Here is a 23,578-nt window from a genome sequence, read left to right as displayed (position 1 = left end):
GCCAGGGATCAGTGAGCGAACAACGAGTTGCCCTTCTGCCCCGCCAGTTTCTCCGGCTTGATCAGGAACCGCGCCAGCGCTGGCAACAGCCACAATGCGCCGAACATGTTCCACAGCAGCATAAAGGTCAGCATCAGGCCCATGTCAGCCTGGAACTTGATGGCCGAGAAGATCCAGGTGCACACGCCGATCGCCAGGCACAGGCCGGTGAACAGCACGGCTTTACCGGTGGACTTCAGCGTCTGGTAGTAGGCTTCTTGCAACGGCAGGCCCGCACGCAGGAAGGTTTCCAGACGGCTATAGATGTAGATGCCGTAGTCCACGCCAATCCCTACCCCCAGCGCCACCACCGGCAAGGTCGCGACTTTCACGCCGATGCCCATGAAGGCCATCAGGGCGTTGCCGAGTACCGAGGTCAGCACCAGCGGCAGCACGATGCACAAGGTCGCCGCCCAGGAGCGGAAGGTGATCATGCACATGGTAGCGACGCAGATGTAGACGAGGATCAGGATGGTCAGCTCGGATTCCTTGATCACCTCGTTAGTGGCCGCCTCGATGCCGGCGTTACCCGCCGCGAGGATGAATTCCAGGCCGTCCTTGTTGTTTTCCTTGGCGAAGTCCTGCACCGCATGCACCGCGCGGTCCAGCGTTGCGGCCTTGTGGTCATTGAGGAACACCAGCACCGGCGCCAGGGAGCAGCTGTTGTTGTACAAGCCATCGGCACGGGCGATGGAGTTGTTCAGGACGTCAGGGTTACGCGACAGGGTTTCCCATTTCAGGTTGCCCTCGTTCATCCCCTTGATCATCTGCTTGGATACAGTCACCAGGGAAATCGCCGACTGCACACCCTCGGTGTTCTGCATCTTCCACATCAGCTCGTCGATCGGCGCCATGGCTTCGTAGCGCGAGCAGCCTTCGGACTTGGTCTTGACCATTACCACCAACACGTCGGAACTGGTGGAGTAGTTGCTGATGATGAAGTTGTTGTCCTTGTTGTAGCGCGAGTCAGGACGAAGCTCCGGAGCACCTTGGTCAAGGTCGCCGATCTTCAGGTTCTGGCTGTACCAGAGGCCGCCACCAAAGGCCAACAAGGCCAGGACGATCGACACCGGTGCGACTTTCGGGCTGGCAAAGCCCGACAGCAGGCGCCAGAACGGGTGTTCGCGGTGTGCGTCTTTCTTGCTGCGTTCGACGGCGCGCTTGCTGATGCCGACGTAGGAGATCGCCACCGGCAGCAGGATCAGGTTGGTGAACACGATCACCGCCACACCAATGGAGGCGCCGATGGCCAGCTCGCGAATCACACCGATGTCGATGATCAGCAGCGTGATGAAGCCCACGGCGTCCGCGAGGATCGCGATCATCCCCGGCAGGAACAGCTGACGGAACGTGCGTCGTGCGGCAGTCAAGGCGTTGTCCGCTTCGCTGGACTGCAAGGCGATGCCGTTGATCTTCTGCACGCCATGGGAAATACCGATGGCGAAGATCAGGAACGGCACCAGCATCGAATACGGATCAAGCCCGAAACCAAAGAAGTGCATCAAGCCCAGCTGCCAGACCACCGCCACCAGCGTCGTACTCAATACCGCCACGGTGCTGCGCATGCAGTTGGTGAACCAGTACAGCAGGATCAGGGTGATGATGAAGGCGACGCCGAAGAACATCACCACCATGACCAGACCATCAATCAGGTCGCCGACTTTCTTGGCGAAACCGACGATGTGGATCTGCACGTTAGGGTTCTGCGCTTCAAACTTGTCGCGGATCTTTTCTTCCAGCTCGTGGGAGAACTTGCGGTAATCCAGTGCCAGCAACTTGCCCTGGTCCTGCGGGTCCGGGTAGGACTCCAACAGCGGGATGTCGACGATGCTCGACTTGAAGTCGTTGGCCACCAGACGCCCGACCTGACCGGACTTGAGCACGTTGTTGCGCAGCAGGTCGAGGCTTTGCTGGGAGCCGTTGTAGCTCTGCGGGATCACTTCGCCACCGGCGAAGCCCTCCTCCGTCACCTCGGTCCAGCGTACGCTCGGGCTCCACAGCGACTTGAGGCCGGAACGGTCGACGCCGGAAATGTAGAACACCTCGTCGTTGATCTGACGCAGGGTCTCCATGTACTCCTTGGAGAAAATGTCACCATCGGTGGCTTCAACGGAAATGCGCACCGTGTTGCCCAGGTTCGCCAGATCGTTACGGTGTTCCATCATCTTTTGAATGAAGGGATGATCCAGGGGAATCATTTTTTCGAAACTGGTGGACGGCCGGATCAGCGTCGCCTGCCAGAACAGGAAGATGCTGACCAGCAGGCAGATGACGATCACTGCCGGGCGGTTGTTGAAAATCAGGCGCTCAAGAAACGTCGCCTTGTCTTGATGATGACTGCTCAAGGATGTCATAGACCCGCCTTCTTATTATTTGCCCGGCTCATTGGGACGACCCGTTTTTGCCATTCTCGGCGCTGGCGCCGGTTAGCGAGGTGACGCGAACGCCGCCCTGTCCTGCCAGGATCAGATTGCCGTTGCCTGCTGCCGTCACTGCCGAAACGGATATACGATCCGGACGGTTGAATACGCTGAAGGTTTCGCCGTTGTCGTTGCTGCGGATCACCGAGCCGCCGTTGCCGACGATCACGATGGAGCCGTCGTCGAGCAGCGTTGCGCCGGACAGGCCAAATTCCAGCGCACCTCGCGCAGCCTTGAGCTCGACCGGCTCCCAGGTGGTGCCGAAATCGGTGGAGCGAAACAGATTGCCGCGCAACCCGTAGGCCAGCAGCGTGTTGGCTTGAGCCGTGCCGATCACGCCGAACAGCGAACCTTCGTACGGGCCTTCAAGCTTTTCCCAGGTCTGGCCCCAGTCGACGGAGCGGAACATGCTGCCCTGCTCGCCGACGATGAACAGCCCGGCATCCTTGACCGCTGCAATGCCGTTCAGGTGGTACTGGTCTTCGTTGTCGAGACGATCGCTGACATCTTCCCAGTGCTTGCCACCGTCAGTGGTGGCCATCAACGCACCGTAGGCGCCCACGGCAAAGCCGCTGTTGACGTCCTGGAACCAGACGTCGAGCAGCGGCGATTCGCGTTTCAGGTCTTCGAATTGCTTGGTCCAGGTGACGCCACCGTCCTCGCTGGCGAGGACCTGTGCGTCATGGCCGACAGCCCAGCCATGTTTGTCATCGACGAAAAACACCGACGTCAGCAGTTGCCGGGTGGGCACCTTGGCCTGGGTCCAGGTCGCGCCCTGGTCATCGGAATACAGAATGTGCCCGCGATCCCCGACCGCCACCAGGCGCTTGCCGGCGTGCACGACGTCGAGCATCAGGCTCTTGCTGGCTTTGGCAGATTCAACGGCATAAACAATGTCGGACGCTGGCGCCGCAGCGGCCAACGCAGGTGCCGACAGCACGGCACAACCCAACAGCGAGAGCGCTGTGGCCAGCAACGCGAACTTGCGTAATGCCGGCGGGCGGCAAATACCCACACCCATGACAGGCTCACTCATAGACCTTCCCCCATTATTATTGTTAGGTCGTTCAACCTTTCAGGGCGCCGTAAGGGGTCCCATCGGGATTGCCTGTTCTGGAGCATAGTCCTGAAATGCGCAATCTAGAGCCCCTTCGGAAGCTGGCTTATCCTATCGGGGTTTGGAAAGGTCTGACAATCGACGCCACGTTATGTTTTGTTAACTGGGGCGGAATGCGGTTTGGGTGAATGATTGGGTATCAGGTGGGGTGATTGGGGTTTCTTTGGTGTTCGGTGTTCGGTGTACATATCCGTTTCTTCGGTAACGGCGACTTATGGTTTCGCTCTTACAGCGACTCACTTTTCCAGACGCCGAAAAGTAAGCAAAAGGCTTCGCCCCGGCGTACGGCGCCTCGCTGAGGCTCCGCGTTCCCTCGCTACGGTGTCCATCAGGGGGCATCGCCTACGGTCTGCTTCGCGACGACCTCCTCTCGATGTGTGCGGCTTCGCCGCACGGCGCTACGCGCCTAACCCCCTGATGAACACCTACGCTCGGCCTGCCGAAGGGGCGAGAGATCAAGATCAAGATCAACGTCAAAAGCCAAAGCCAACGGCGTTTTTCAAGGTAGTTATCGCGTCCACCGTCTCGCTACGCGACTTTTACCACTACGGTTAGCTCCCTTTCTGGGTTCAGATACACCGTCCCGATCGGGTTCCAGTTACGCGTTTCACCCGACCACCGTTCCGGCCTTCTTTCTCGGGCAAGCCCGTAGATCGCGTCCCGGCGCGCCAGGATCTCTTTGTCTTTCCCGTCGTGGCGTTGAGCCGGGGTTACGAAGCGGATTCGGCTGTGACGATGCACGGTGTTGTACCAGGTCATAAAATCCCTCACCCAGATTCGCGCATCATCCACGCTGGTAAACCCATCGTGCGGCCATTGCGGGCAGTACTTGAGCGTTCTGAACAGTGATTCCGAGTACGGGTTGTCGTTGCTCACCCGTGGTCGGCCGCGCGATGGAGTGATGCCCAAGTCATACATTTTGGTCAGTAGCGTCACCGATTTCATCGGCGCACCATTGTCCGAGTGCAACACCAAAGGCTGACGCCAGCATTTTTCAAGCGTTACGCTTCTCTGTAGTAACGCTGCTGCTTTTTCGCCGCTCTCGGCTTCGTGGACTTCCCAGCCCACGGCCTTGCGGCTGTAGATATCCTCGATCAAATAGAGGTAGTAAAACTTTCCGCGAACCGGCGATGGCAGATAGGTGATATCCCATGACCACACCTGATTGGCCGATGTCGCTGCGTAAGTGGTCGGAGCCTCATGGCGATGCGGTCGCTTAGCTCGGGAGCGATGATGCTGCTGACCTGCCGCATGCAGCACGCGATAAAAGGATGCGCATAGGCTTTGCTGGTGCACAGCGTCACGATGCCTTGTCGTTCAAGTTCGCTGAGCGCGTTGCTCGGTATCGGCCTGAGCGTCGTCGTGCGTCCATCTGCCAAGATTTCTTCCGGCAAGTTCCAGCGTTGCAGCGTCCTCAGTGAAATGCCTACTTCCTGACAAGCAGGCGCCCTGCGGGCGCCCGCCAGGATGGCTTCATTGAGCCAACCAACGAGTAAATACCGTTCTGGCAACAAGGTCAGTTGTCCTCGTCGTCGCTCCCCCAGTAGGCATTGAGCTTTTTTCGCAGTACCAACAAAGCCGCCGTTTCAGCCAAAGCAGCATCCTTGCGGCGCAGCTCACGCTCCAGTTCGCGGATGCGATTTTTGTCGTCTCGTGATTGGCCAGCATTTACATTTTTAACAGCCGATTGCTTGGTGCTGTTGGCGATAAACGCGTTACGCCAATCAGTGATCTGCTCAGGAAAAATACCTTTGCGCCGGCAGTATTCACCGATTTCCAGCTCTGACAACGCTGACGTTTCGATGATGATCGACAGCTTCGATTCGGCTGACCAATTCTCTACTGGTTGCTTGGCGTCGGACAATTGAGTTCCCCTGGCCGCGGCTTGCTTGCGCCAATAAAAGAGAGACATGTCGCTGCAACCCTCGCGGCGCGCGACCTCAGCCGCTGAAAGGCTCAGTGGCGGAAGCATCATTTTCAGCAGTGCGGCTTTTCGTTCAGGTGAGTAGAAAGGCATGACCATACTCTTGCCGCCCCCGGAATACTTTGGATAAAACCGGAGATACGACAACTACCCTGACACCGGGGGCCAAAGCCAAAGCCAAAAAGATCGCAGCCGTCGAGAAGCTTACGTACATCCGCAAGAACACGTCGACTACCAAGCCGCCTTCGCGAGCAAGCTCACTCCCACATAAAGCAGACGAGCGTACGGCTTTTGCTTTTCACCACTCATCAGGCCGAGCGTTAGCTCGCCTTCAGCTCTTGATCTTGACCCACCCGCCCCGTCGGGAGGCTGAGTGGAGGTGTTCATCCGGGGAGTGGCGCGTAGCGCCGTTCGACGCAGTCGAACACGCTGCATGTAGGTCGTCGCGAAGCAGACCGGAGGGCAGTGTCCCCGGATGGATACCGCAGCGAAGGTACGCCGAGCCCAGGCGAGGGGCCGGACGCTTGGGGCGAGCCTTTTTTTGCTTACTTTTTTTTGGCGTTTGAAAAAAAAGTGAGTCGCCGTAAGGGCGAAACCGCCAGCCGCCATAACCGCAGGAATGGATATGTACCCGATCAACCACAACATAGTCGGCCCGAAGGCCGCCATCGCTGGCAAGCCAGCTCCCACAGGGCCCAAGTGAACCCTGAGGGAGCATCGCCAGACTCAGGCCAGGCTCTTGCTGACCACCTCGAACACATCGCTCGAAAGTTGACCCGAAGCACGAATCCGCTCCAACTCACCCTTCATCAACGCCTGACGCGCATCGTCGTATTTGCGCCAGCGAGTCAACGGCGCCAGTTGGCGAGAGGCGATCTGCGGGTTAAACCCGTTCAACTCAATCACCAGATCCGCCAGGAAACGATACCCGGAACCGTCAGCCGCATGGAAGTTGATCAGATTCTGCCCGGCAAACGCACCGACCAGCGCCCGCACCTTGTTCGGGTTCTTGATATTGAACGCCGGATGCTCCATCAACTGACGAACACGTTCCAGACCACCCGGCAACGTGCTGCCCGCCTGGACACTGAACCACTGATCCATGACCAGCGGATTGTCCTTGAAGTGCTCGGCAAAATTCCCCAGTGCCTTGGCTTTATCCTCTTCGAATGAAGAGTTGACCAACACCGCCAAGGCCGTCAGGCGCTCGGTCATATTGTCGCTAGTCTCAAACTGCTCAAGAGTGGCAGCCAACACTTCCGGCTTGCCGCTGAGCATCAGGTACGACAGCGCAATGTTCTGCAACGCGCGGCGGGCGAAGTGCTCAGCCTCGGCCACGTACGGGGTTTTCTTCGACAGATCGCGGTTGACCTGATAACGCAGCCACAACGCCTCGAACAAGCCTTCTGCCAATTGCTTGCGGGCAAACTCGCGAGCGATATGGATGGCATCGACGTCTGCCACTTCGCTGATTTCAGTCAGGTACGCCTCGCCCGGCAGCGAAAGCATTTCCGCCACCATCGCCTGGTCCAGCGTCTCGTCGGACAGCACGGTGCGCAAGGCCGAAATCAGGCGCTGATCCAGCACCAGTTTCTCGCCCTTCTGCTGCTGAGCGATCAGCTCTTGCAGCACCTGCACCGACAATTGCTGACCGGCATCCCAGCGGTTGAAACCGTCGCTGTCATGCTGCATCAGGAACATCAGCTGATCGCGGTTGTACGGGAAGCTCAGTTTCACCGGTGCCGAGAAGCCGCGCAGCAACGATGGCAGTGGCTGTTCAGCGATGTCGACGAAAGTGAAGGTCTGCTCGGCTTCGGTCACCGAAATGACCCGCGAGGTGCCCTGATCACGGTCTTCACCGGAAAGACGCAACGTAATGGCCGCGCCTTTCGAATCCAGCAGGCCCAATTCCACAGGAATCACGAACGGCAGTTTTTCAACCTTGTCCGGGGTCGCCGGGCAGCTCTGGCGGAAGGTCAGGCTGTAGGTTTTCGCGGCGGCGTCGTAAGACTCGCTCACCGCCAGACGCGGCGTGCCGGCCTGGCTATACCAGCGTTTGAACTGGGTCAGGTCGACACCGCTGGCATCTTCCATGGCTTTGATGAAGTCGTCGCAGGTCACGGCCTGGCCGTCATGGCGCTCGAAGTACAGGTCGCTGCCTTTGCGGAACCCTTCGGCACCGAGCAATGTGTGGATCATGCCGACCACTTCCGAACCCTTTTCGTACACGGTCAGGGTATAGAAGTTGGAAATCTCGATGAAGCTGTCCGGGCGCACGGCGTGAGCCATCGGGCCTGCGTCTTCGGCGAACTGATGAGTACGTAGATAAGCCACGTCCTGGATGCGCTTCACGGTGGCCGAGTTCATGTCGGCGGAGAAACCGGAATCGCGGAACACGGTGAAGCCTTCCTTTAGCGACAACTGGAACCAGTCGCGGCAGGTCACGCGGTTGCCCGACCAGTTGTGGAAGTATTCGTGGGCGACGATCGCCTCGACACGCTGGTGCGCAGCGTCGGTCGCGGTTTCGGCGCGGGCCAGCACGGCGCTGGAGTTGAAGATGTTGAGACCCTTGTTCTCCATCGCGCCCATGTTGAAGTCGTTGACCGCGACGATCATGAAGATGTCCAGATCGTACTCGCGACCGTAGACCTCTTCGTCCCAGCGCATCGACTTCTTCAGACTGTTCATGGCGTGCTGGCACTTGTCGATGTTTTCCGGCTCGACGTAAATGCGCAGCGCCACGGAGCGTTCGCTCATGGTGGTGAAGGTGTCTTCAACGCACCACAAGTCACCGGCCACCAGCGCGAACAGGTACGCCGGTTTCTTGAACGGGTCTTCCCAGGTCGCCCAGTGCCGGCCCTCTTCGCCAGGACCTGAGGCAATCGGGTTGCCGTTGGACAGCAACACTGGATAGCTGTGCTGCTCGGCGACCACCGTGGTGGTGAACGTACTCATCACGTCCGGGCGGTCGAGGTAATAAGTGATCTTGCGGAAGCCTTCGGCCTCGCACTGGGTGCAGAACATCGTGCCGGATTTGTACAAACCTTCCAGCGCAGTGTTGGTTTCCGGGTGGATCCTGACGCTGGTATCGACCGTGAAGGTGGTGCTGGTCGGGTGCAGGGTCAGGTGGTTTTCGGTCAGCTGATAATCGGCGTCGCTCAACTCGCGGTCAGCCAGGGTGACCGACAGCAGTTCGAGTTGCTGGCCATCCAGCACCAGCGGCGGCAGGCCCGGGCCGCGCTCGGGATTGCGGCGCATCACCAGTTGCGCATGGACCAGGCTGTGGTCCTCGAACAACTCGAAGGTCAGGTGCGTCTCGTCGATCAGGTACTCGGGCGCCTGATAGTCCTTCAGGTAAATCATCTTCGGTTGTTCGGTGCGCATGCTGGAGTCCTTACTGATGCACGGCGAGCTGATAAGCCGTGTACTTACGAATATTGATGACGCCGGTGTCGAAAATCAGGTATTGGCCCTTGATCCCCAACAGCGTGCCTTCGGCAATCGGATTCTTGTCCAGGTTGAAGCTGACGATTTTGGCCGGGTATTGCTCGACCGGATAGCGGATTTCGAGGACGTCTACATCGGCAATAGTCTGGATCGCTTGTAGGCCGAATCGTTCCTGCAAACCTTGCAAACCTTCGGCGCAGCTGTCGAACAACTGATCGCGAACCTCAGCCAGGTTCACCGACACCGCGTCGCCCTTGAGTAAAGCACGCCAGTTGGTCTTGTCCGCCACCTGACTGCGGAACAGGTCTTCGACAAACCCCGATTGCTGGCGGGTCGAGACGCGCATGATCGGCAACGCCTGACGGGCGCCCTGGTCAATCCAGCGAGTGGGCAGCTGGGTGGCGCGGGTTATCCCGACTTTCACCCCGGACGAATTCGACAGATACACAATGTGATCGGTCATGCAGAACTTCTCGCCCCACTCTGGCTCACGGCAGGTGCCAGCATCGTAGTGGCAACGCTCCGGGCTCATGATGCAGAGGTCACACTGTGCCAGTTTGGTCATGCACGGATAGCAATAACCCTGACTGAAACTGGTTTTGGTCTTGCGCCCGCAATGGGAGCAATGGATCGCCCCCAGGTATTCCAGACGCACCGTGGAGCCGATCAATGGATTGACCGGTACCTCGACGTCATCCAGACGAAACGCGTACTGCACGTCCGTCCCGTCAAGGCGCGTCGACATTTTGCTGATTGCACCGCGGCCAATCTCAATCAATGGACGGCATCCGACTTGAACAGGATATTTGGCACGCTGATCGACTTCGAGCTGCATTCCTGCGGGCCCATGTAGCCGGTACGTTCTTCCTCGGGCAGGTTCTGGATTTCCCAGGCGATCATCGCTTGCAACGACAGTTCACGCTGCTCGGCGGTGAGTTTGCCACCGTCGGACCATTTGCCGATCTCCACCGCCAGTTTCAGGCTCTGGTAGATATCGGGGGTGATGTTCTGGATCATTTCGTTAAAAGAGGACATCAAGGGCTCCGCTCTTTAATACATAACTGATTAGACGGCCAGTTTACGGCGGTTGTACAAACCACCCAACAAACCGGTCAAGCATCCGACGAGCAACCCGCTGACATGGGCCGCGTTGGCGATTTCACCGAAACCGATCATCGAGACCAGCCCCGACAGGCACACCACTAGCCACACCAGCATCATCACCAGCACGCCACGCGGCAGGCGATAAGCCGGGTTCGGCGACAACAACTGGAAAATCCAGCAATGCCCGAGCAGGCCGTAAAGCACGCCGGACAACCCGCCGAACAGGGTCGGGCCACTGAAAACGAACTGGGTGTAGTTGGAAACCAGGCTGAACAACAATGTCAGGCCGATCAGGTTGATGCTGCCCTGGCGCGACTCGATGCGCCGCCCCAGCTCCCAGTACCACATGCCGTTCATGGCCAGGTGCAGGATGCCGAAGTGGATCAGCATCGGCGTCACCAGACGCCACCACTGCCCCGCCGCCAGGCTGTCAGCCAGGGGTACAAAATGGATGTACTCGCCGACGATGCGAAAATCGAGGAAGGTCAGCCAGCGCAGCGTGTCGAGGTTTTCACCCAGCAGCGTCACCGCACCAACGATCAGACTCAGCAGCAACACCAGCGCAGTCGCCTTGGCGTGGCGCAGTTGCTCGACGAAACCGGGTCGCCTGGTGGTTTGTGCGACGGGAATATCCAGCTGCTGATCAGGGTCGCCCGCCGGGAAACGTTCATATAAGGAACGCACGTCTTCGCTGATATTGGCCGGCACCCACAGCACTTGCTCGCCGGACTCTTCGCTGACCCTATGCGGCACCTGCATGCGTTGCAGCAGTTTGACGAACCCGCTCAAATCCACTGCCAGCGGCAGGCGTAGAACAGCAACGGTACTCATCGCAACACCTCCGGCCGCTCGACATCGACCCAGACAAATTTGTGCGGATCGAGACGAGTTTCCTGATCCAGGCGATAGGCGACCAGTTTGCCGTAGAGCACCGCGCTGTAATCCAGGCAGGCCAGGTTCGGACGAATCGGTGCCGGCTTGCCGCTGCGCCAGTAGTGACCGACAAACAGCAGCGGCTCATCGACGCCATAACGCAGCAAGGTGTTTTTTTCCGTGGACGACAGGGGCGTCTGGGCCACGGGTTCGGGCAAGGCGTCAGGCTGGAACACAATGTCTCCGTAGGTTTGCGGGTCGTCTTCCCAGAATTTGGTGCGGAAGAACGAACGCGTCAGGCCATCGCCGCTGGTCATGGTCAACCCGTGGGGCAGACGCATGTCGGTGCCGCGCAGCAAGCGATCGAATACCGTGCAGGCGAAACTGCCCGGCACGGCCGAGGCCTGGAGGAAATGCTCATCGACGCAACCGTCGGGGAACAGCGCGCGCAGCGGTTCGATCAGGCCGGAATCCCAGCAGGCGTGCACCACGCGGAATCGTCCGGCGTCCACAAACAATGGCAATTCGTAGAACCATTGCTGGAAGTCATGCCAGTCGCCGGGATGATCTTCAAACTGGGTCAGGGTTTCACCGAGCAGGCGTGCGTGGCGTGGCGTGTGTTCGCGCACGAACTGCTTGCCGCTGCCCGGCGGCGCCGGCGTGGCCCAGCCGAGGGCGTTGAATTCATGGTTGCCCATGATGCACAGCGCCTGACCGGCCTCGACCATGTCGTGAACGATGTGCAGCGCCTCGCGAATCCGCGGGCCGCGGTCGATGATGTCACCGACAAACACCGCCATGCGCGATGGATGCCGCCAGACGCCACCTTGTTTGTGATAACCGAGCCGGTCGAGCAAGTGCTCAAGGGTCAGAGCGCAACCGTGCACGTCACCGATCAGGTCGTAGCTACGCGCGGGATCGAGCATCAGTCGCCTCCACCACCCAACCGGCTGCCCCAGCCAAGCTTGGTCCGGCAGACCTCATAGTAGTTGTGGTCGAGCGGGTGAATCAGCCGCAGTTTCTGGGCTTTTTTGCTGATGGTGATGGTGTCGCCTGGGGCGCAGGTGAAATGGTTCTGCCCGTCACAGGAGACTTGCGGGTAAATCTGCATATCTTTGGACACGACGATTTTCAGCTCACTGTTGCCATCGACCACAATCGGTCTACCCGACAAGGTATGGGGGTACATCGGCACAATCACAATAGCGTCGAGCTTGGGATGCATGATCGGCCCGCCCGCCGACAGCGCGTACGCGGTCGAACCGGTCGGCGTGGCGACGATCAGGCCGTCGGCCTTCTGGCTGCAGACGAACTGGCCGTCGATGTACAGCTCGAATTCGATCATCCGCGTGGATTTGCCGGGGTGAAGCACCACGTCGTTCAGCGCGTCGCCCTGGCCAATGGCCTCGGCGTGGCGGCGAACTTCGGCTTGCAGCAGGAAGCGGTTTTCCACCAGGTAGTGGCCGTCGAGCACTTCGGCGACTTTGACTTCCAGCTCATCCGGGCGAATATCGGTCAGGAAACCGAGGCTGCCGCGGTTGATGCCGAGTACGGGGATATTGTGTCGGGCCAAGGCACGCGCGGCGCCCAGCAGGCTGCCGTCACCGCCGACCACAATCACCATGTCACACACTTCGCCGAGCATCTTGCGTGACGAGGTTTGCAGGCCATGACCGGGCAGGACTTCGGCGATGGTGTCTTCGAGGATCACGTGCAGGTGACGATCGAGCAGAAACCGTTTCAGTCGGCGGACGGTATCCAGCACCTGCGAACTGCCCAGGCGACCGATGATGCCGATATTACGAAATTGCTCCATGAGGTTCCTGCGCGACGGTGAAAAACACGATTATGGGCGAAAGCGCGGGATAGACAAAATCCTTTCAGCCACAAGGGTGTACTCATGTTTAGGGCTATGCTCGCAAGATGATCTTATTTCCCGATTTGCTCCAGTTACCCCACCAGTTGCGCCACCCCGAAGTGCGCGACCTGGCCTGGGTCATCCTCGCGCCGCCGATGCTCGACGAGACGCCGTGGCCGCAGCGTCACCCGCTGGCCGGCAGTGACTGGGTGCAGGCACCGGAACGGCTGGAGCTTTGGCTTCGGCAACTGGACCGGGACAGTTATGACTTGCTGCACTGGCTGGCGCAGGCCAGGACGCGGCGACTGGGCTTGTATTACGAACGGCTGTGGCAATACGCCGTGCGCCATGCGCCGGGGATCGATTTGATTGCCGCCAACATGCCGATCCGCCGCGAAGGCCATACGCTGGGCGAACTGGATATGCTGCTGCGCGATCGCGACGGTGTGCATCACCTGGAACTGGCGATCAAACTTTATCTGGGGCCGCAGAACGGTGACGGACGCGACACGGCGCAGTGGCTGGGGCCGGGTTGCCATGACCGGTTGGATCGTAAACTGGCGCATTTGACCCAGCATCAATTGCCGATTTCCGCTCGCCCCGAGAGTCGCGAGGTGCTGGCGGCGCTGGATATTCAGCAGTTCAGCGCGCATCTGTGGCTGGGCGGCTATCTGTTGTATCCGTGGCCAGGACAAGCCGAACCACCCAACGGCGCGCATCCGCAGCATTTGCGCGGCAGCTGGTTGCATCAGAAGGATTGGGCCGATTTTGTCGTGCAACGCCCGTTCGGCCGTTGGCAACCCCTGCCCCGCCATGCCTGGCTGGCGCCGGCGCATTATCCGGTGGATCAGACCTGGAACACGGCGCAGCTGAAAGCGTGGCTCAGTGATCTGGAGCCTTTGGCGCCGGCGCAACTGATGGTGCGGCTGATCGAGAATGCAGACGGGGACTGGGAGGAAGCGGAGCGGTTGTTTCTGGTGGCGGATCTTTGGCCGAATGTGCCGGGTAGCGGCTGAATTTGTCGTGCCTGGGCTGGCCCCATCGCGAGCAGGCTCACTCCCACATTTGAAATGCATTCCCCTGTGGGAGCGAGCCTGCTCGCGATGGGGCCAACCCGGTCTAGATGGATAACCGCAACGCCAAAGCCGCCAACGTCACCAACAAAACCGGCACCGTCAACACAATCCCGACCTTGAAGTAATACCCCCAGCCAATCTGAATATTCTTGCGTTGCAGCACGTGCAACCACAACAACGTCGCCAGGCTGCCGATCGGCGTGATTTTCGGCCCCAGGTCGCTGCCAATGACGTTGGCATAAATCATCGCTTCCTTCACCACCCCGGTGGCCTGGCTCGCATCGATCGACAGCAAGCCAATCAACACCGTCGGCAGGTTGTTCATCATCGACGACAACAGCGCCGTCAGCACGCCCGTGCCCATGGCCGCGCCCCAAATGCCGTATTGGGCGAACCCGTCCAGCCACCCCGCCAGATACCCGGTGAGCCCGGCATTGCGCAGGCCATACACCACCAGGTACATGCCCAGCGAGAAAATCACGATCTGCCACGGCGCTTCTTTCATCACCTTGCGCGTGGAGATCTTGTGGCCACGGGCGGCGATGGCCAGCAGCAATGCGGCACACACGGCGGAAATGGCGCTGATCGGAATGCCCAATGGCTCAAGGGCAAAGCAGCCGAGCAGAAGAATCACCAGCACCGCCCAACCGGCATAAAACGTCGCCTTGTCGTGGATTGCGGTCGACGGATGCTCAAGTTGTTCGGGGTCGTAAGCCTTGGGAATGTCGCGACGGAAAAACCACATCAGCATCGCCAGCGTGGCGGCAACACTGACGAAGTTGACCGGAATCATGACCGCCGCGTAACGGTTGAAGGTGATATTGAAGAAGTCCGCCGAAACGATGTTCACCAGGTTAGACACCACCAGCGGCAGGCTCGCAGTGTCGGCGATGAAACCGGCGCCCATCACGAATGCCAGGGTCGCCGCCGGGGAAAAGCGCAACGCCAGCAGCATGGAAATCACGATGGGCGTCAGAATCAGTGCGGCGCCGTCATTGGCGAACAACGCGGACACCAGTGCCCCGAGCAACACCATGTAAGCAAAGAGCTTGCGTCCGCTGCCTCGCCCCCAACGGGCCACATGCAAGGCTGCCCAGGCAAAGAACCCTGCCTCGTCCAACAGCAGACTGATGATGATCAGCGCCACGAAAGTGCCGGTGGCGTTCCAGATGATCTGCCACACGATCGGGATGTCGCCCAAGTGCACCACCCCGAAAATCAGTGCCAGCACCGCGCCGAATGTCGCACTCCAGCCCACACCCAGGCCTTTGGGTTGCCAGATCACCAGGGTGATGGTCAGCAGAAAAATCAGCGACGCTATGAGCATGCGGAGCAGCCTTCAAAGAAAAAATCGGAGTTAGCAGCAGCGAACGGGGCGATCAGCCATTGCCTGCAATCGGTCAACATCAGCGGCCAGCCAGTCAGCGTGATCGGCCAGTGCGCCCTGTAACAGCGTGATTACCCAAGGCGACAATTGAGGGTGCAGGCGATAAAAAACCCATTGCCCCTGACGGCGGTCTGCGAGCAGTCCATGGCTGCGCAACTGCGCCAGATGACGGGAGATTTTTGGCTGACTGAGGTCCAGCCCGGCCGTCAATTCACACACGCACAACTCACCTTCGCGGGCGATCAACAGTGCGATGCGACTGCGGGTGTCATCGGCCAGGGCCTTGAAAATATCGACAGGACTATGGGAGCTGGACATGAGGAGACACGCCTCTGGACAAACGAGGCGTGAATATATGGAATTTCGAATATGCAGTAAAGCAAAGACTGAATAACCGAACTCTGTAGTAGCGCCCTGTGGCGAGGGGATTTATCCCCTCGCCACAAGGTACCTGTTACAAGGGATATCCTGCGTTTGGGTCACTCTTTCTTGTGTTGCTCGACCCACTTGCCATATGCATCGATGAACTTCTGCAAGAACGGCTTTACCGACTCGGACAATTTGCCCGCCTCATCAAACGCCGATCCAGCACCGCTCAGGTAGGCTTCCGGCTGCTGCATGCACGGCACATCCAGAAACACCATGGATTGGCGCAAGTGATGGTTGGCTCCAAACCCGCCGACAGCGCCCGGTGAAACGCTGATTACCGCACCCGGCTTACCGCTCCAGGCGCTCTTGCCATACGGACGCGAACCCACGTCGATCGCATTCTTCAGCGGCGCCGGCACCGAGCGGTTGTATTCGGGGGTGACGAACAGCACTGCGTCGGATGAACTCACTTGTTGTCGGAAAGTGCTGTAGGCTGCCGGCGGTGAAGCGCCATCGATGTCTTCGTTGTAGAGCGGCAGGTCGCCGATTTCGACGATAGTGAGCTTGAGATTGGCAGGCGCCAGGTCGGCCAGGGCCAGTGCAACCTTGCGGTTGATCGATTCCTTTCTCAAGCTGCCGACCAGTACGGCGATCGTATAGACGTTGCTCATGGAAGACTCTCGACTGTTCGATGGAAAGACTTGTAGTTATAGATGACGATTCACCCAGTGGGCTGTTGAATTTACCGCCCCTGACTATTTTTTTCCTGTAGGAAAACTTACTTCGCTTAACCACGGTCTACAGAACCGCAAATTGAGTGATTTATCTCCAGAGGTTCTAAGCAGATGGCAGCAGTACTCGTCGGTCAGTTCCATGCAAGAGACGCGGAAGGCCGCGTTTATTCCGTGCATGAGTTCCAGGAATCCACCCCCTCGCATGACGGCCTCACTGGCTCGGCGCCTGTGACCACCTACAAACTGGCCATTGGCGATCGCGTCAACAAGCTCGACGACAACCAGTTTCTGCTGGTGCAATCGAACATCACCATCGTGCGCGAACCCGACACCTATGTCGGCAGCCGGCCGGAAATCACCACCGCCTCATAACTCCGCGTTATGAGCAGAAGTCATATGCGCGCACTTGAGTTAGGATTCAGTCACTGACTCCCTCACCTGCTGAACATGGACTTCACGCATGCGTTTACGTCATATCGAAGTGATCCACGCGCTCTTGCAGACCGGTCACCTGGGCACCGCCGCCGAATGGCTGCAGTTGCCGGTGGCCGAGGTCGAAGGCCTTTTGCGCGACGCCGAGGATCAGTTGGGATTCATGCTGTTTTCCAGCGTGCGTGGACGTTTGCAGGCGACGCGCGAAGCGCGGGAGCTACAGGTTGAAATCGCCCGCGTCTATGACGCGCTTGAACCGGTCCAGCGTCTGGCCAGCAGCCTCAAGCAATATCAGGCGCACCCGCTGCGCGTCATCTGCACCCCGCCACTGGCCCAACAGTTATTACCCCACAGCATCGCGGCCCTACGCCGACGCCTTCCCGATGCGCCTTGCACCCTGCTTAGCCAACCCACCCGCGAGATCGTCAGAAGCCTGCTGCTGCGTGAAAGCGATCTGGGGCTGAGCCTGCATGATCCTGACCACGCCGACGTTCATTGCCAGGTGATTGCCCAAGGCAAACTCCAGCTGTTGGCGCCCCATGGCTGGCTGCAACCCAAGCAAAAGTACATTTCGTTGCAGGATCTGGCCGGCCAGTCGATGGTTGGCCTGGAAGGTCATGATCCGCTGAGCCCGGCGCTCGACAACAAACTGCATGCCTTGCGCCCTGCCCCGGTCATCCAGACGCGGGTGCAGACTCATCAGATGATGCGCAGCATGGTCGAGGCCGGCGAAGGCCTGGCAATCGTCGACCCGTTCACCGCTCTCGGGGCCAAATCGAGCGGCCTGGATGCCTGCCCGTTGGCGCCTGCGGTACCGATCAACCTCTATGCCCTGACCCTGAAGAACGGCGAGCCCATGCCGGCCGTTCAGGTGTTGCTGGAGATCATCACGGAACAAGCCGTGGCGATGTTGTCGAGCTGAGCGGGTTTTCCAGCGGATTATCAAACAGGCGATACCAGAACAGCGCCACCTCGGCGGTGTTCGGGTCGATGCCGCGATAACGCAGGTGATCGATCCCGCCCACCACGTAACCACAGCGTTCATACAGTCGGCAGGCTCCCAGATTGTTGTTCTGAGTCTCGAGCATGATCCCCGGCAATTTCTTCTTTCGACTCCAGAACTGCGCCACGTCCAGCAACGCCTTGGCCACACCGTGACGGCGCGCCGGCGCATGTACCGCCAACTCGTCGATATGGGCAAAGCCGTTCCAGTTGGTGCTGACCACCAGATGGCCGACGGGCTCGTCGTCGAGATAGGCCATGAACACCGCACTGTCGCCGGCATCGCGGAAGCTGCTGAATTCCTCGGGATCAATGCCGTAGCACTTTCGATAAGGGGTGATCGGCGTTACCTGCCACTGCTCCACCGGCTTGCCGATTTCGGCTGCGCCATAGGCCGCGACTTCAAAACTGAAGTCGCTGCCCCAGATATAGGGCGCGAAACCCTCGTCGGCGACACGCACCGAGAGGCCTGGGTATTTGGGATTCATGATCGGTTGCATACTCGGAAAGGTCCTCATTCCTTGATGCAATCAACGGTGTAATGCCGTCCATTGCCCTCATCTTCGTGTTGCAGTCCGTGCACATCAACGACAAAACCGGGGAAGCTACTGTCGAACGTGCGAGCAAACGACAGGTAATCGATGATCGAGCGGGTCGACTCGGTAAACCGCTCGCCCGGCATGATCAGCGGGATGCCGGGCGGATACGGAACCAGCATCACCGCGGCAATTCGCCCCTCGAGGGCATCGATCGACACCGCTTCCACTTCACCTCGCACCAAATGATCATAGGCGTCAGCCGGCTTCATGGCGATTTCCGGCAGCACGGTGTACATGCGTTTGAGGTGTTTGGCCGTGGCATTGCTGCGATAACAGGCGTGCAACTGATCGCACAAATCCCGCAACCCCATGCCCTGATAACGTGCGACGTTCTGTTTCGCCACGCACGGCAGGCAGGTAGCCAGACTGACGTTGGCGTCGTAACTGCGCTTGAACTCCAGCAACTCGGTCAGCAGCGTGCTCCATTTACCCTTGGTGATGCCCATCGAGAACAGCACCAGGAATGAATACAGCCCGGTCTTCTCGACCACCAGTCCACGCTCCCACAGGAACTTGCTAACCACCGCCGCCGGAATCCCGCAATCGCTCAGTGCCCCGCCCGCCGTCAGGCCAGGCATGACCAGGGTGACCTTGATCGGATCGAGCAACACGTAGTCGTCGGTCACGCCACCGAAGCCGTGCCAGTCGGCGTCGGGTTGCAGCAGCCAGTCTTCGGTTACCACACGCTCGATGCCTTCCACCGAAGGCGGCTGCCAGATGGAAAACCACCAGTCATCCGCGGCAATGTGCTGGCGCAGATTGGCCAGGGCCCGGCGAAAACTCAGGGCCTCGTCGAACATTTCCTGCAACAGCGAACGCCCGGCCGGGCCTTCCATCATCGCCGATGCGACGTCCAGCGAGGCGATGATGCTGTATTGCGGCGACGTGGAGATATGCATCATGAACGCTTCGTTGAAGCGGTCGCGGTCCAGTTGCCGCGCGCCGCCGTCCTGGACATGAATCATCGAGGCCTGGCTGAACGCGGCCAGCAATTTGTGCGTGGAATGCGTGGTGAACACCAGCGGACTGTCTTCGCCACGGGAGGTGCCCATGCCGTATCGCCCGGCGAAAAAATCGTGGAACGCCGCGTAGGCATACCAGGCCTCGTCGAAATGCAGGACCTCGACGGTGTTGCCCAGTTGCTGCTTGATCAACTCGGCGTTGTAGCAGAGGCCGTCGTAGGTGGAGTTGGTCACCACCGCCAACTTTACCTTGGGCTCACGGCCTTGGGTCAGCGGGCTGGCGTCGATCTTGGCCTGAATCGATTCGCGGCTGAATTCGCTCAGTGGAATCGGACCGATGATCCCCAGTTCATTGCGCTCCGGACACAGGTACAACGGAATCGCGCCGGTCATGATGATCGAGTGCAGCACCGACTTGTGGCAGTTACGGTCCACCAGCACCAGGTCATCGCGAGCGACCATCGAATGCCAGACGATTTTGTTGGCGGTCGAGGTGCCGTTGATGACGAAAAAGGTGTGATCAGCGCCGAAATTGCGCGCGGCCCTGGCTTCCGCATCAGCTAACGGACCTGTGTGATCGAGCAAGGAGCCCAGTTCCGGCACCGAGACTGACAAGTCCGAACGCAGGGTGTTTTCCCCAAAAAACTGGTGGAACGCCTGGCCAACCGGACTCTTGTGGTACGCCACGCCGCCGCCATGACCGGGGGTGTGCCAGGAATAATTGGAATCGGCGGTGTGTTGCACCAGTGCCTTGAAAAAGGGCGGGAGCAAACCATCAAGGTATTTGCGCGCCGCCCGGGCCACTTGCCGGGCCAGGAAGGGCACGGTGTCTTCGAACAGATAGAGAATGCCGCGCAGTTGATTGAGCTCGGCCATGGCATCGGCCGGAGCATTTTCCAGCGTCACCTGCTCCCCCAGCGCGAAGATCGGCAAGTCCGGCGCGCGAACCCGCGCCAAGCCGATCAGCTCAGCCATATTGTGTAACAAATGCGAATGGGCGCTGGCGTCCTCAGCGGCAATCAACATGCAGGAGAGGCCGTGATGGGTCGAAGCGACCAGCCGCCCTTCGGTGTAATCCACCGCCGACACAATGCTGAAGCCTTCCTGTTCCAGCTCCCGGGCGATGCCCCGCACGCGGTCACCGGCGACGGTGTCGGCCTTGATGTCGCGGTGGACGATCAATACCGGGAATTTCAAATCTTTATACATGAGGCTCAGTGTCCTGAGGCTGCAGACCATGGCCTGCCAATATGCTCAGGGTAGAGGGTTGAAGCGGATGTGGCGAGCGTCGATGCCCCGAAGCGGGTCAATGAATGCACCATCATGTGGCCATCAATCTCGAACATTCAGCAGGACTAGTTGTGGCGAGGGAGCTTGCTCCCGTTGGGCTGCGAAGCGGCCCCCTGCATTCCTTCAGAAGCACAGAGTTCGCAGGATTGACGACTGCTTCGCAGCCGAACGGGAGCAAGCTCCTCGCCACAGGCAAGCCCCCTCGCCACACAAGCCGTGTCACATCAGCCCTGATTCACGCCTGCGCCTTGGCCTCAACCAGTTGCTGCCACAGCGACGGGGCGCCGGCGGACTTGGCGATGGCTTCCAGGCGTGCCACGTGCCGGGCCAGGTCATCTTCGCTGGCAGGGATGATCCGGGTCGGCTTGCGATCCGCCGGCAAGCGGCGGATTTCGGTGGCGGAGTTGTCCGCGCCTTCGCCGGAGCCGTTGCCGTCGGACGCATTACCGGCCAGCGACAGACTGGTCTGGCCGCCGGTCATGGTCAGGTAAACGTCGGCGAGGATCTCGGAGTCGAGCAAGGCACCGTGGAGTTCACGGCCGGAGTTGTCGACGCCATAACGTTTGCACAAGGCGTCGAGGCTGTTGCGCTGCCCCGGGTGACGTTCCCGGGCCATCATCAGGGTGTCGAGAATCGAGCAGTGTTGCGTGATGTCCGCACGATCGTGCTGGCCCATCAGGGCGAATTCGTTGTTGATGAAGCCAACGTCGAACGCCGCGTTATGGATGATCAACTGCGCGCCCTTGATGAATTCGAAGAACTCATCGGCCACTTCAGTAAAACGCGGTTTGCCCACGAGGAATTCGTTGGTGATGCCGTGGACGCCGATAGCGCCTTCGTCACTCTCGCGATCCGGTTGCAGGTAGACGTGGAAATGCCGGCCGGTCAGGCGCCGACCGATCAACTCGACACAACCGATTTCGATAATCCGGTGGCCGTCGGTCACCGGCATGCCGGTGGTTTCGGTATCGAGTACAACGGATCTGGTGGCCATCAGTGCTCAGCTCTCAACGGGTCAATCGTGCAAAAGCGGCGATGTTAACACGCTGACGGGATCCGGCGCGCGCAGCCAAGTGACCGACGCTCATGCAGTTTTTAACAATCATTAGCAATGTTCATAAAGTCTGGAGAGGTACGGCTTGTTAGCGTGCGTGGCTTGTTTCCCATGGGTTTGATTTCGTCATGAAGACCGCACGGTTTCTATTATTGAGCACTTGCCTGTTGGGTACGGGCGCCCAGGCCACCAGTTTCGTGATCAGCACGGATGTGACGGTGAGTTTGACGTTGAGCTCGAGCAAAGGCACTAGCGGGTCGTTCAGCGACGACAAGATTGTGCTGGCGGCGAAGGATGTTGCGGCGGCGTTTGTGGCGAGCGAGGGGACGATTCGCGGGGCGCGGATCGAGGCGGCTTTTTTGCGGATCCGCGGAAAGGTCAGCGATCAGTATTCCGACCAGCAACTAGCGAGCGCGATCCTGATGCTGTGATTTCCTGTGGGAGCCGGGCTTACCCGCGATGCGGGCACCGCGGTCTTTCAGTAAAACCGCGTCATCGTTCATCGCGGGCAAGCCCAGCTCCCACAGGACAGAGTGGAATCATCAAGCCTGCTTGTACCCGCGCACTTCATCCACGCCACGGTTGGCCAACTGGTCGGCCCGTTCGTTGCCGTGGTGGCCGATGTGTCCGCGCACCCACTTCCAGGTGACGTTGTGACGGTTGACCTGCTCATCCAGCAGTTTCCACAAATCAGCGTTTTTCACCGGTTCCTTCGCCGCCGTTTTCCAGCCACGCTTCTTCCAGTTGTCCATCCACTCATTGATGCCTTTCATCACGTATTGGGAGTCGGTCACCAGCAACACGTCGCAGGAACGCTTGAGCTCTTCCAGGCCGCGGATCGCGCCCATCAGCTCCATGCGATTGTTGGTGGTATTGGCTTCGCCGCCCCACAGTTCCTTTTCAACGCCTTTGCACACCAGCAATGCGCCCCAGCCGCCAGGGCCAGGGTTGCCTTTGCAGGCGCCGTCGGTGAAGAGTTCTACGCTATCGCTCATGCCAATCTATCCAGAAAATTCGGTGGCTCGCCGATCAGTGACCGACGATGCCCGAGGCCGGGGCGAACCCGGCCGGGAAATAAAGAGTGTGTTACGGCTCGATGTTGCGACGGTTGACTTTGGCCATCGGCAGTGGAATCAGCTTGCCCATCGGTTCGCGACGTTCCTGACGAACCGGCCGCAAGCCAACAACGATCTTGCGCGCCACTAATAAATAGAAGCCGCCACCTGATAGTTGCCAGTCACCGGCCTTGCGCTCCCAACCGGCGAGACGAGCCTGCCAGGCGGGTGAAGCCAGCGGCGGACGATAGCACCCGAAGCGGCGTTTCTCCAGCGCGAAGCCCAGTAGATTCAGCCAGTCGCCGACCCGCGACGGCGAGATGCAGCGCGCCTTGCGCAACCCGTCGTGGGCAAACACATGGCGCAAGCCCCAACTGCTCCAGGGATTGATGCCGATGATCAGCAAATGCCCGCCGGGCCGTACGCTGCTCGCGGCTTCACGCAGCAAACCGTGGGGCGACAGGCAGAAATCCAGCCCGTGCTGCATCACCACCACATCGGCGGCATGCTCGCTCAACGGCCAGGCCTGCTCTTCGCAGACAATCTCGACACCCGGCAACGGTGCACCGAGCCGCACATTGCGCTGCACTTGCGGTGCAGACGGTGGCGTCTGGGCTGACGGACCGTAATGCACCAGGTAGCCACCGAAGAAGCGCCCCAGCTCGTCTTCGAGCATGCGTCGTTCTTCGTCCAGCAAAAATTGCCCGATGGGCCCGGACAGCCATTCACGGGCCGCGCTGATCAAATTCAGCCACTCAGGATCGGCCTGAGCGAACGCTTTATCGGTCATTGCATTCTCCAACGCGCCAGGAAGTTCTAAGATGCGCCATTGTTTT

Annotated in this window: 20 protein-coding genes and 1 pseudogene; 4 read left to right on the top strand and 17 right to left on the bottom strand. The window is 59.5% G+C overall.

Annotated features, from left to right (window positions below):
- Positions 1-8 precede the first annotated feature (8 nt).
- The 9 genes and pseudogenes from DJ564_RS14745 to DJ564_RS14695 form a co-directional block, all read right to left on the bottom strand.
- Entirely contained in the window at positions 9-2,393 is a 2,385-nt protein-coding gene (locus DJ564_RS14745; RefSeq protein WP_109630581.1) for an RND family transporter, read from the bottom strand.
- Between the two features lie 28 nt (positions 2,394-2,421).
- Positions 2,422-3,495, bottom strand: a complete 1,074-nt coding sequence (locus DJ564_RS14740) for a YCF48-related protein (protein ID WP_109630577.1) — start codon at positions 3,493-3,495, stop codon at positions 2,422-2,424.
- A gap of 609 nt (positions 3,496-4,104) precedes the next feature.
- Positions 4,105-5,593 (bottom strand): annotated as a pseudogene (locus DJ564_RS14730) (IS3 family transposase).
- 633 nt (positions 5,594-6,226) lie between these two features.
- Complete coding sequence (pepN, locus tag DJ564_RS14720; RefSeq protein WP_109630571.1) at positions 6,227-8,884, bottom strand: aminopeptidase N; 2,658 nt, start codon at positions 8,882-8,884, stop codon at positions 6,227-6,229.
- 10 nt (positions 8,885-8,894) lie between these two features.
- Positions 8,895-9,725 carry a DUF2797 domain-containing protein gene (locus DJ564_RS14715; RefSeq protein ID WP_109630569.1) on the bottom strand — a complete coding sequence of 277 codons (831 nt, stop codon included), beginning with the start codon at positions 9,723-9,725 and terminating at the stop codon, positions 8,895-8,897.
- Positions 9,722-9,982 carry a YeaC family protein gene (locus tag DJ564_RS14710; RefSeq protein WP_090183249.1) on the bottom strand — a complete coding sequence of 87 codons (261 nt, stop codon included), beginning with the start codon at positions 9,980-9,982 and terminating at the stop codon, positions 9,722-9,724. Before DJ564_RS14710 ends, DJ564_RS14715 begins: the two co-directional genes overlap by 4 nt.
- A gap of 30 nt (positions 9,983-10,012) precedes the next feature.
- The gene (locus DJ564_RS14705) at positions 10,013-10,882 is read right to left on the bottom strand and encodes a rhomboid family intramembrane serine protease (RefSeq protein WP_109630566.1); all 870 of its coding nucleotides are present in this window, start codon (positions 10,880-10,882) and stop codon (positions 10,013-10,015) included.
- Entirely contained in the window at positions 10,879-11,853 is a 975-nt protein-coding gene (locus DJ564_RS14700) for a metallophosphoesterase (protein WP_371922079.1), read from the bottom strand. Before DJ564_RS14700 ends, DJ564_RS14705 begins: the two co-directional genes overlap by 4 nt.
- Entirely contained in the window at positions 11,850-12,740 is an 891-nt protein-coding gene (locus DJ564_RS14695) for an NAD(+) kinase (protein WP_010459816.1), read from the bottom strand. Before DJ564_RS14695 ends, DJ564_RS14700 begins: the two co-directional genes overlap by 4 nt.
- Positions 12,741-12,847: 107 nt before the next feature.
- On the opposite strand from DJ564_RS14695, the gene DJ564_RS14690 reads away from it, so the two are divergent.
- Positions 12,848-13,798, top strand: a complete 951-nt coding sequence (locus tag DJ564_RS14690; RefSeq protein WP_109630561.1) for a DUF1853 family protein — start codon at positions 12,848-12,850, stop codon at positions 13,796-13,798.
- 103 nt (positions 13,799-13,901) lie between these two features.
- On the opposite strand, the gene DJ564_RS14685 is transcribed toward DJ564_RS14690, so the two are convergent.
- The 3 genes from DJ564_RS14685 to DJ564_RS14675 all read right to left on the bottom strand — a co-directional run bounded on the left by DJ564_RS14685 (position 13,902) and on the right by DJ564_RS14675 (position 16,285).
- Positions 13,902-15,185 carry an arsenic transporter gene (locus DJ564_RS14685; RefSeq protein WP_109630559.1) on the bottom strand — a complete coding sequence of 428 codons (1,284 nt, stop codon included), beginning with the start codon at positions 15,183-15,185 and terminating at the stop codon, positions 13,902-13,904.
- Positions 15,186-15,215: 30 nt separating this feature from the next.
- Complete coding sequence (locus tag DJ564_RS14680) at positions 15,216-15,563, bottom strand: metalloregulator ArsR/SmtB family transcription factor (protein WP_109630556.1); 348 nt, start codon at positions 15,561-15,563, stop codon at positions 15,216-15,218.
- A 161-nt stretch (positions 15,564-15,724) separates the two neighbouring features.
- Positions 15,725-16,285, bottom strand: a complete 561-nt coding sequence (locus DJ564_RS14675; RefSeq protein ID WP_109630555.1) for an NADPH-dependent FMN reductase — start codon at positions 16,283-16,285, stop codon at positions 15,725-15,727.
- Positions 16,286-16,459: 174 nt separating this feature from the next.
- Between DJ564_RS14675 and DJ564_RS14670 the strand changes: the two genes are divergently transcribed.
- Complete coding sequence (locus tag DJ564_RS14670; RefSeq protein ID WP_094467661.1) at positions 16,460-16,720, top strand: hypothetical protein; 261 nt, start codon at positions 16,460-16,462, stop codon at positions 16,718-16,720.
- An 88-nt stretch (positions 16,721-16,808) separates the two neighbouring features.
- Entirely contained in the window at positions 16,809-17,702 is an 894-nt protein-coding gene (locus DJ564_RS14665) for a LysR substrate-binding domain-containing protein (RefSeq protein WP_109630552.1), read from the top strand.
- Here DJ564_RS14665 and DJ564_RS14660 read toward each other — a convergent pair.
- The 3 genes from DJ564_RS14660 to dnaQ form a co-directional block, all read right to left on the bottom strand.
- Complete coding sequence (locus DJ564_RS14660; protein WP_109630550.1) at positions 17,668-18,282, bottom strand: GNAT family N-acetyltransferase; 615 nt, start codon at positions 18,280-18,282, stop codon at positions 17,668-17,670. The two genes, DJ564_RS14665 and DJ564_RS14660, sit on opposite strands and share 35 nt — an antisense overlap.
- Before the next feature lie 14 nt (positions 18,283-18,296).
- Complete coding sequence (locus tag DJ564_RS14655) at positions 18,297-20,552, bottom strand: arginine/lysine/ornithine decarboxylase (protein WP_109630547.1); 2,256 nt, start codon at positions 20,550-20,552, stop codon at positions 18,297-18,299.
- Positions 20,553-20,868: 316 nt separating this feature from the next.
- A complete protein-coding gene (dnaQ, locus tag DJ564_RS14650) occupies positions 20,869-21,627 on the bottom strand; it encodes a DNA polymerase III subunit epsilon (protein WP_109630542.1) in 759 nt (252 codons plus the stop codon).
- Between the two features lie 188 nt (positions 21,628-21,815).
- On the opposite strand from dnaQ, the gene DJ564_RS14645 reads away from it, so the two are divergent.
- Positions 21,816-22,118 (top strand): DUF2388 domain-containing protein, encoded by a 303-nt coding sequence (locus DJ564_RS14645; RefSeq protein ID WP_109630539.1) that lies wholly within the window; start codon positions 21,816-21,818, stop codon positions 22,116-22,118.
- Between the two features lie 111 nt (positions 22,119-22,229).
- Here the strand turns inward: DJ564_RS14645 and rnhA are convergent, their stop codons facing one another.
- Positions 22,230-22,682: a ribonuclease HI gene (rnhA, locus tag DJ564_RS14640; RefSeq protein WP_008028618.1), complete on the bottom strand. Its 453-nt coding sequence runs from the start codon at positions 22,680-22,682 to the stop codon at positions 22,230-22,232.
- A gap of 91 nt (positions 22,683-22,773) precedes the next feature.
- Positions 22,774-23,532: a class I SAM-dependent methyltransferase gene (locus DJ564_RS14635; protein ID WP_010459795.1), complete on the bottom strand. Its 759-nt coding sequence runs from the start codon at positions 23,530-23,532 to the stop codon at positions 22,774-22,776.
- Positions 23,533-23,578: the final 46 nt, after the last annotated feature.

The sequence above is a fragment of the Pseudomonas sp. 31-12 genome (assembly GCF_003151075.1).
Lineage (GTDB): Bacteria > Pseudomonadota > Gammaproteobacteria > Pseudomonadales > Pseudomonadaceae > Aquipseudomonas.
Note: the sequence above shows the minus strand (reverse complement) of the source record. Positions and strands in the feature narration are given on the sequence as shown.

What these genes read in the sequence shown, in the direction of transcription:
- DJ564_RS14745 (WP_109630581.1), bottom strand. Translation starts at nt 2,393, where the DNA reads ATGACATCCTTGAGCAGTCATCATCAAGACAAGGCGACGTTTCTTGAG.
- DJ564_RS14740 (WP_109630577.1), bottom strand. Translation starts at nt 3,495, where the DNA reads ATGAGTGAGCCTGTCATGGGTGTGGGTATTTGCCGCCCGCCGGCATTA.
- pepN (WP_109630571.1), bottom strand. Translation starts at nt 8,884, where the DNA reads ATGCGCACCGAACAACCGAAGATGATTTACCTGAAGGACTATCAGGCG.
- DJ564_RS14710 (WP_090183249.1), bottom strand. Translation starts at nt 9,982, where the DNA reads ATGTCCTCTTTTAACGAAATGATCCAGAACATCACCCCCGATATCTAC.
- DJ564_RS14705 (WP_109630566.1), bottom strand. Translation starts at nt 10,882, where the DNA reads ATGAGTACCGTTGCTGTTCTACGCCTGCCGCTGGCAGTGGATTTGAGC.
- DJ564_RS14695 (WP_010459816.1), bottom strand. Translation starts at nt 12,740, where the DNA reads ATGGAGCAATTTCGTAATATCGGCATCATCGGTCGCCTGGGCAGTTCG.
- DJ564_RS14690 (WP_109630561.1), top strand. Translation starts at nt 12,848, where the DNA reads ATGATCTTATTTCCCGATTTGCTCCAGTTACCCCACCAGTTGCGCCAC.
- DJ564_RS14685 (WP_109630559.1), bottom strand. Translation starts at nt 15,185, where the DNA reads ATGCTCATAGCGTCGCTGATTTTTCTGCTGACCATCACCCTGGTGATC.
- DJ564_RS14680 (WP_109630556.1), bottom strand. Translation starts at nt 15,563, where the DNA reads ATGTCCAGCTCCCATAGTCCTGTCGATATTTTCAAGGCCCTGGCCGAT.
- DJ564_RS14675 (WP_109630555.1), bottom strand. Translation starts at nt 16,285, where the DNA reads ATGAGCAACGTCTATACGATCGCCGTACTGGTCGGCAGCTTGAGAAAG.
- DJ564_RS14670 (WP_094467661.1), top strand. Translation starts at nt 16,460, where the DNA reads ATGGCAGCAGTACTCGTCGGTCAGTTCCATGCAAGAGACGCGGAAGGC.
- DJ564_RS14665 (WP_109630552.1), top strand. Translation starts at nt 16,809, where the DNA reads ATGCGTTTACGTCATATCGAAGTGATCCACGCGCTCTTGCAGACCGGT.
- DJ564_RS14660 (WP_109630550.1), bottom strand. Translation starts at nt 18,282, where the DNA reads ATGCAACCGATCATGAATCCCAAATACCCAGGCCTCTCGGTGCGTGTC.
- DJ564_RS14655 (WP_109630547.1), bottom strand. Translation starts at nt 20,552, where the DNA reads ATGTATAAAGATTTGAAATTCCCGGTATTGATCGTCCACCGCGACATC.
- dnaQ (WP_109630542.1), bottom strand. Translation starts at nt 21,627, where the DNA reads ATGGCCACCAGATCCGTTGTACTCGATACCGAAACCACCGGCATGCCG.
- DJ564_RS14645 (WP_109630539.1), top strand. Translation starts at nt 21,816, where the DNA reads ATGAAGACCGCACGGTTTCTATTATTGAGCACTTGCCTGTTGGGTACG.
- rnhA (WP_008028618.1), bottom strand. Translation starts at nt 22,682, where the DNA reads ATGAGCGATAGCGTAGAACTCTTCACCGACGGCGCCTGCAAAGGCAAC.
- DJ564_RS14635 (WP_010459795.1), bottom strand. Translation starts at nt 23,532, where the DNA reads ATGACCGATAAAGCGTTCGCTCAGGCCGATCCTGAGTGGCTGAATTTG.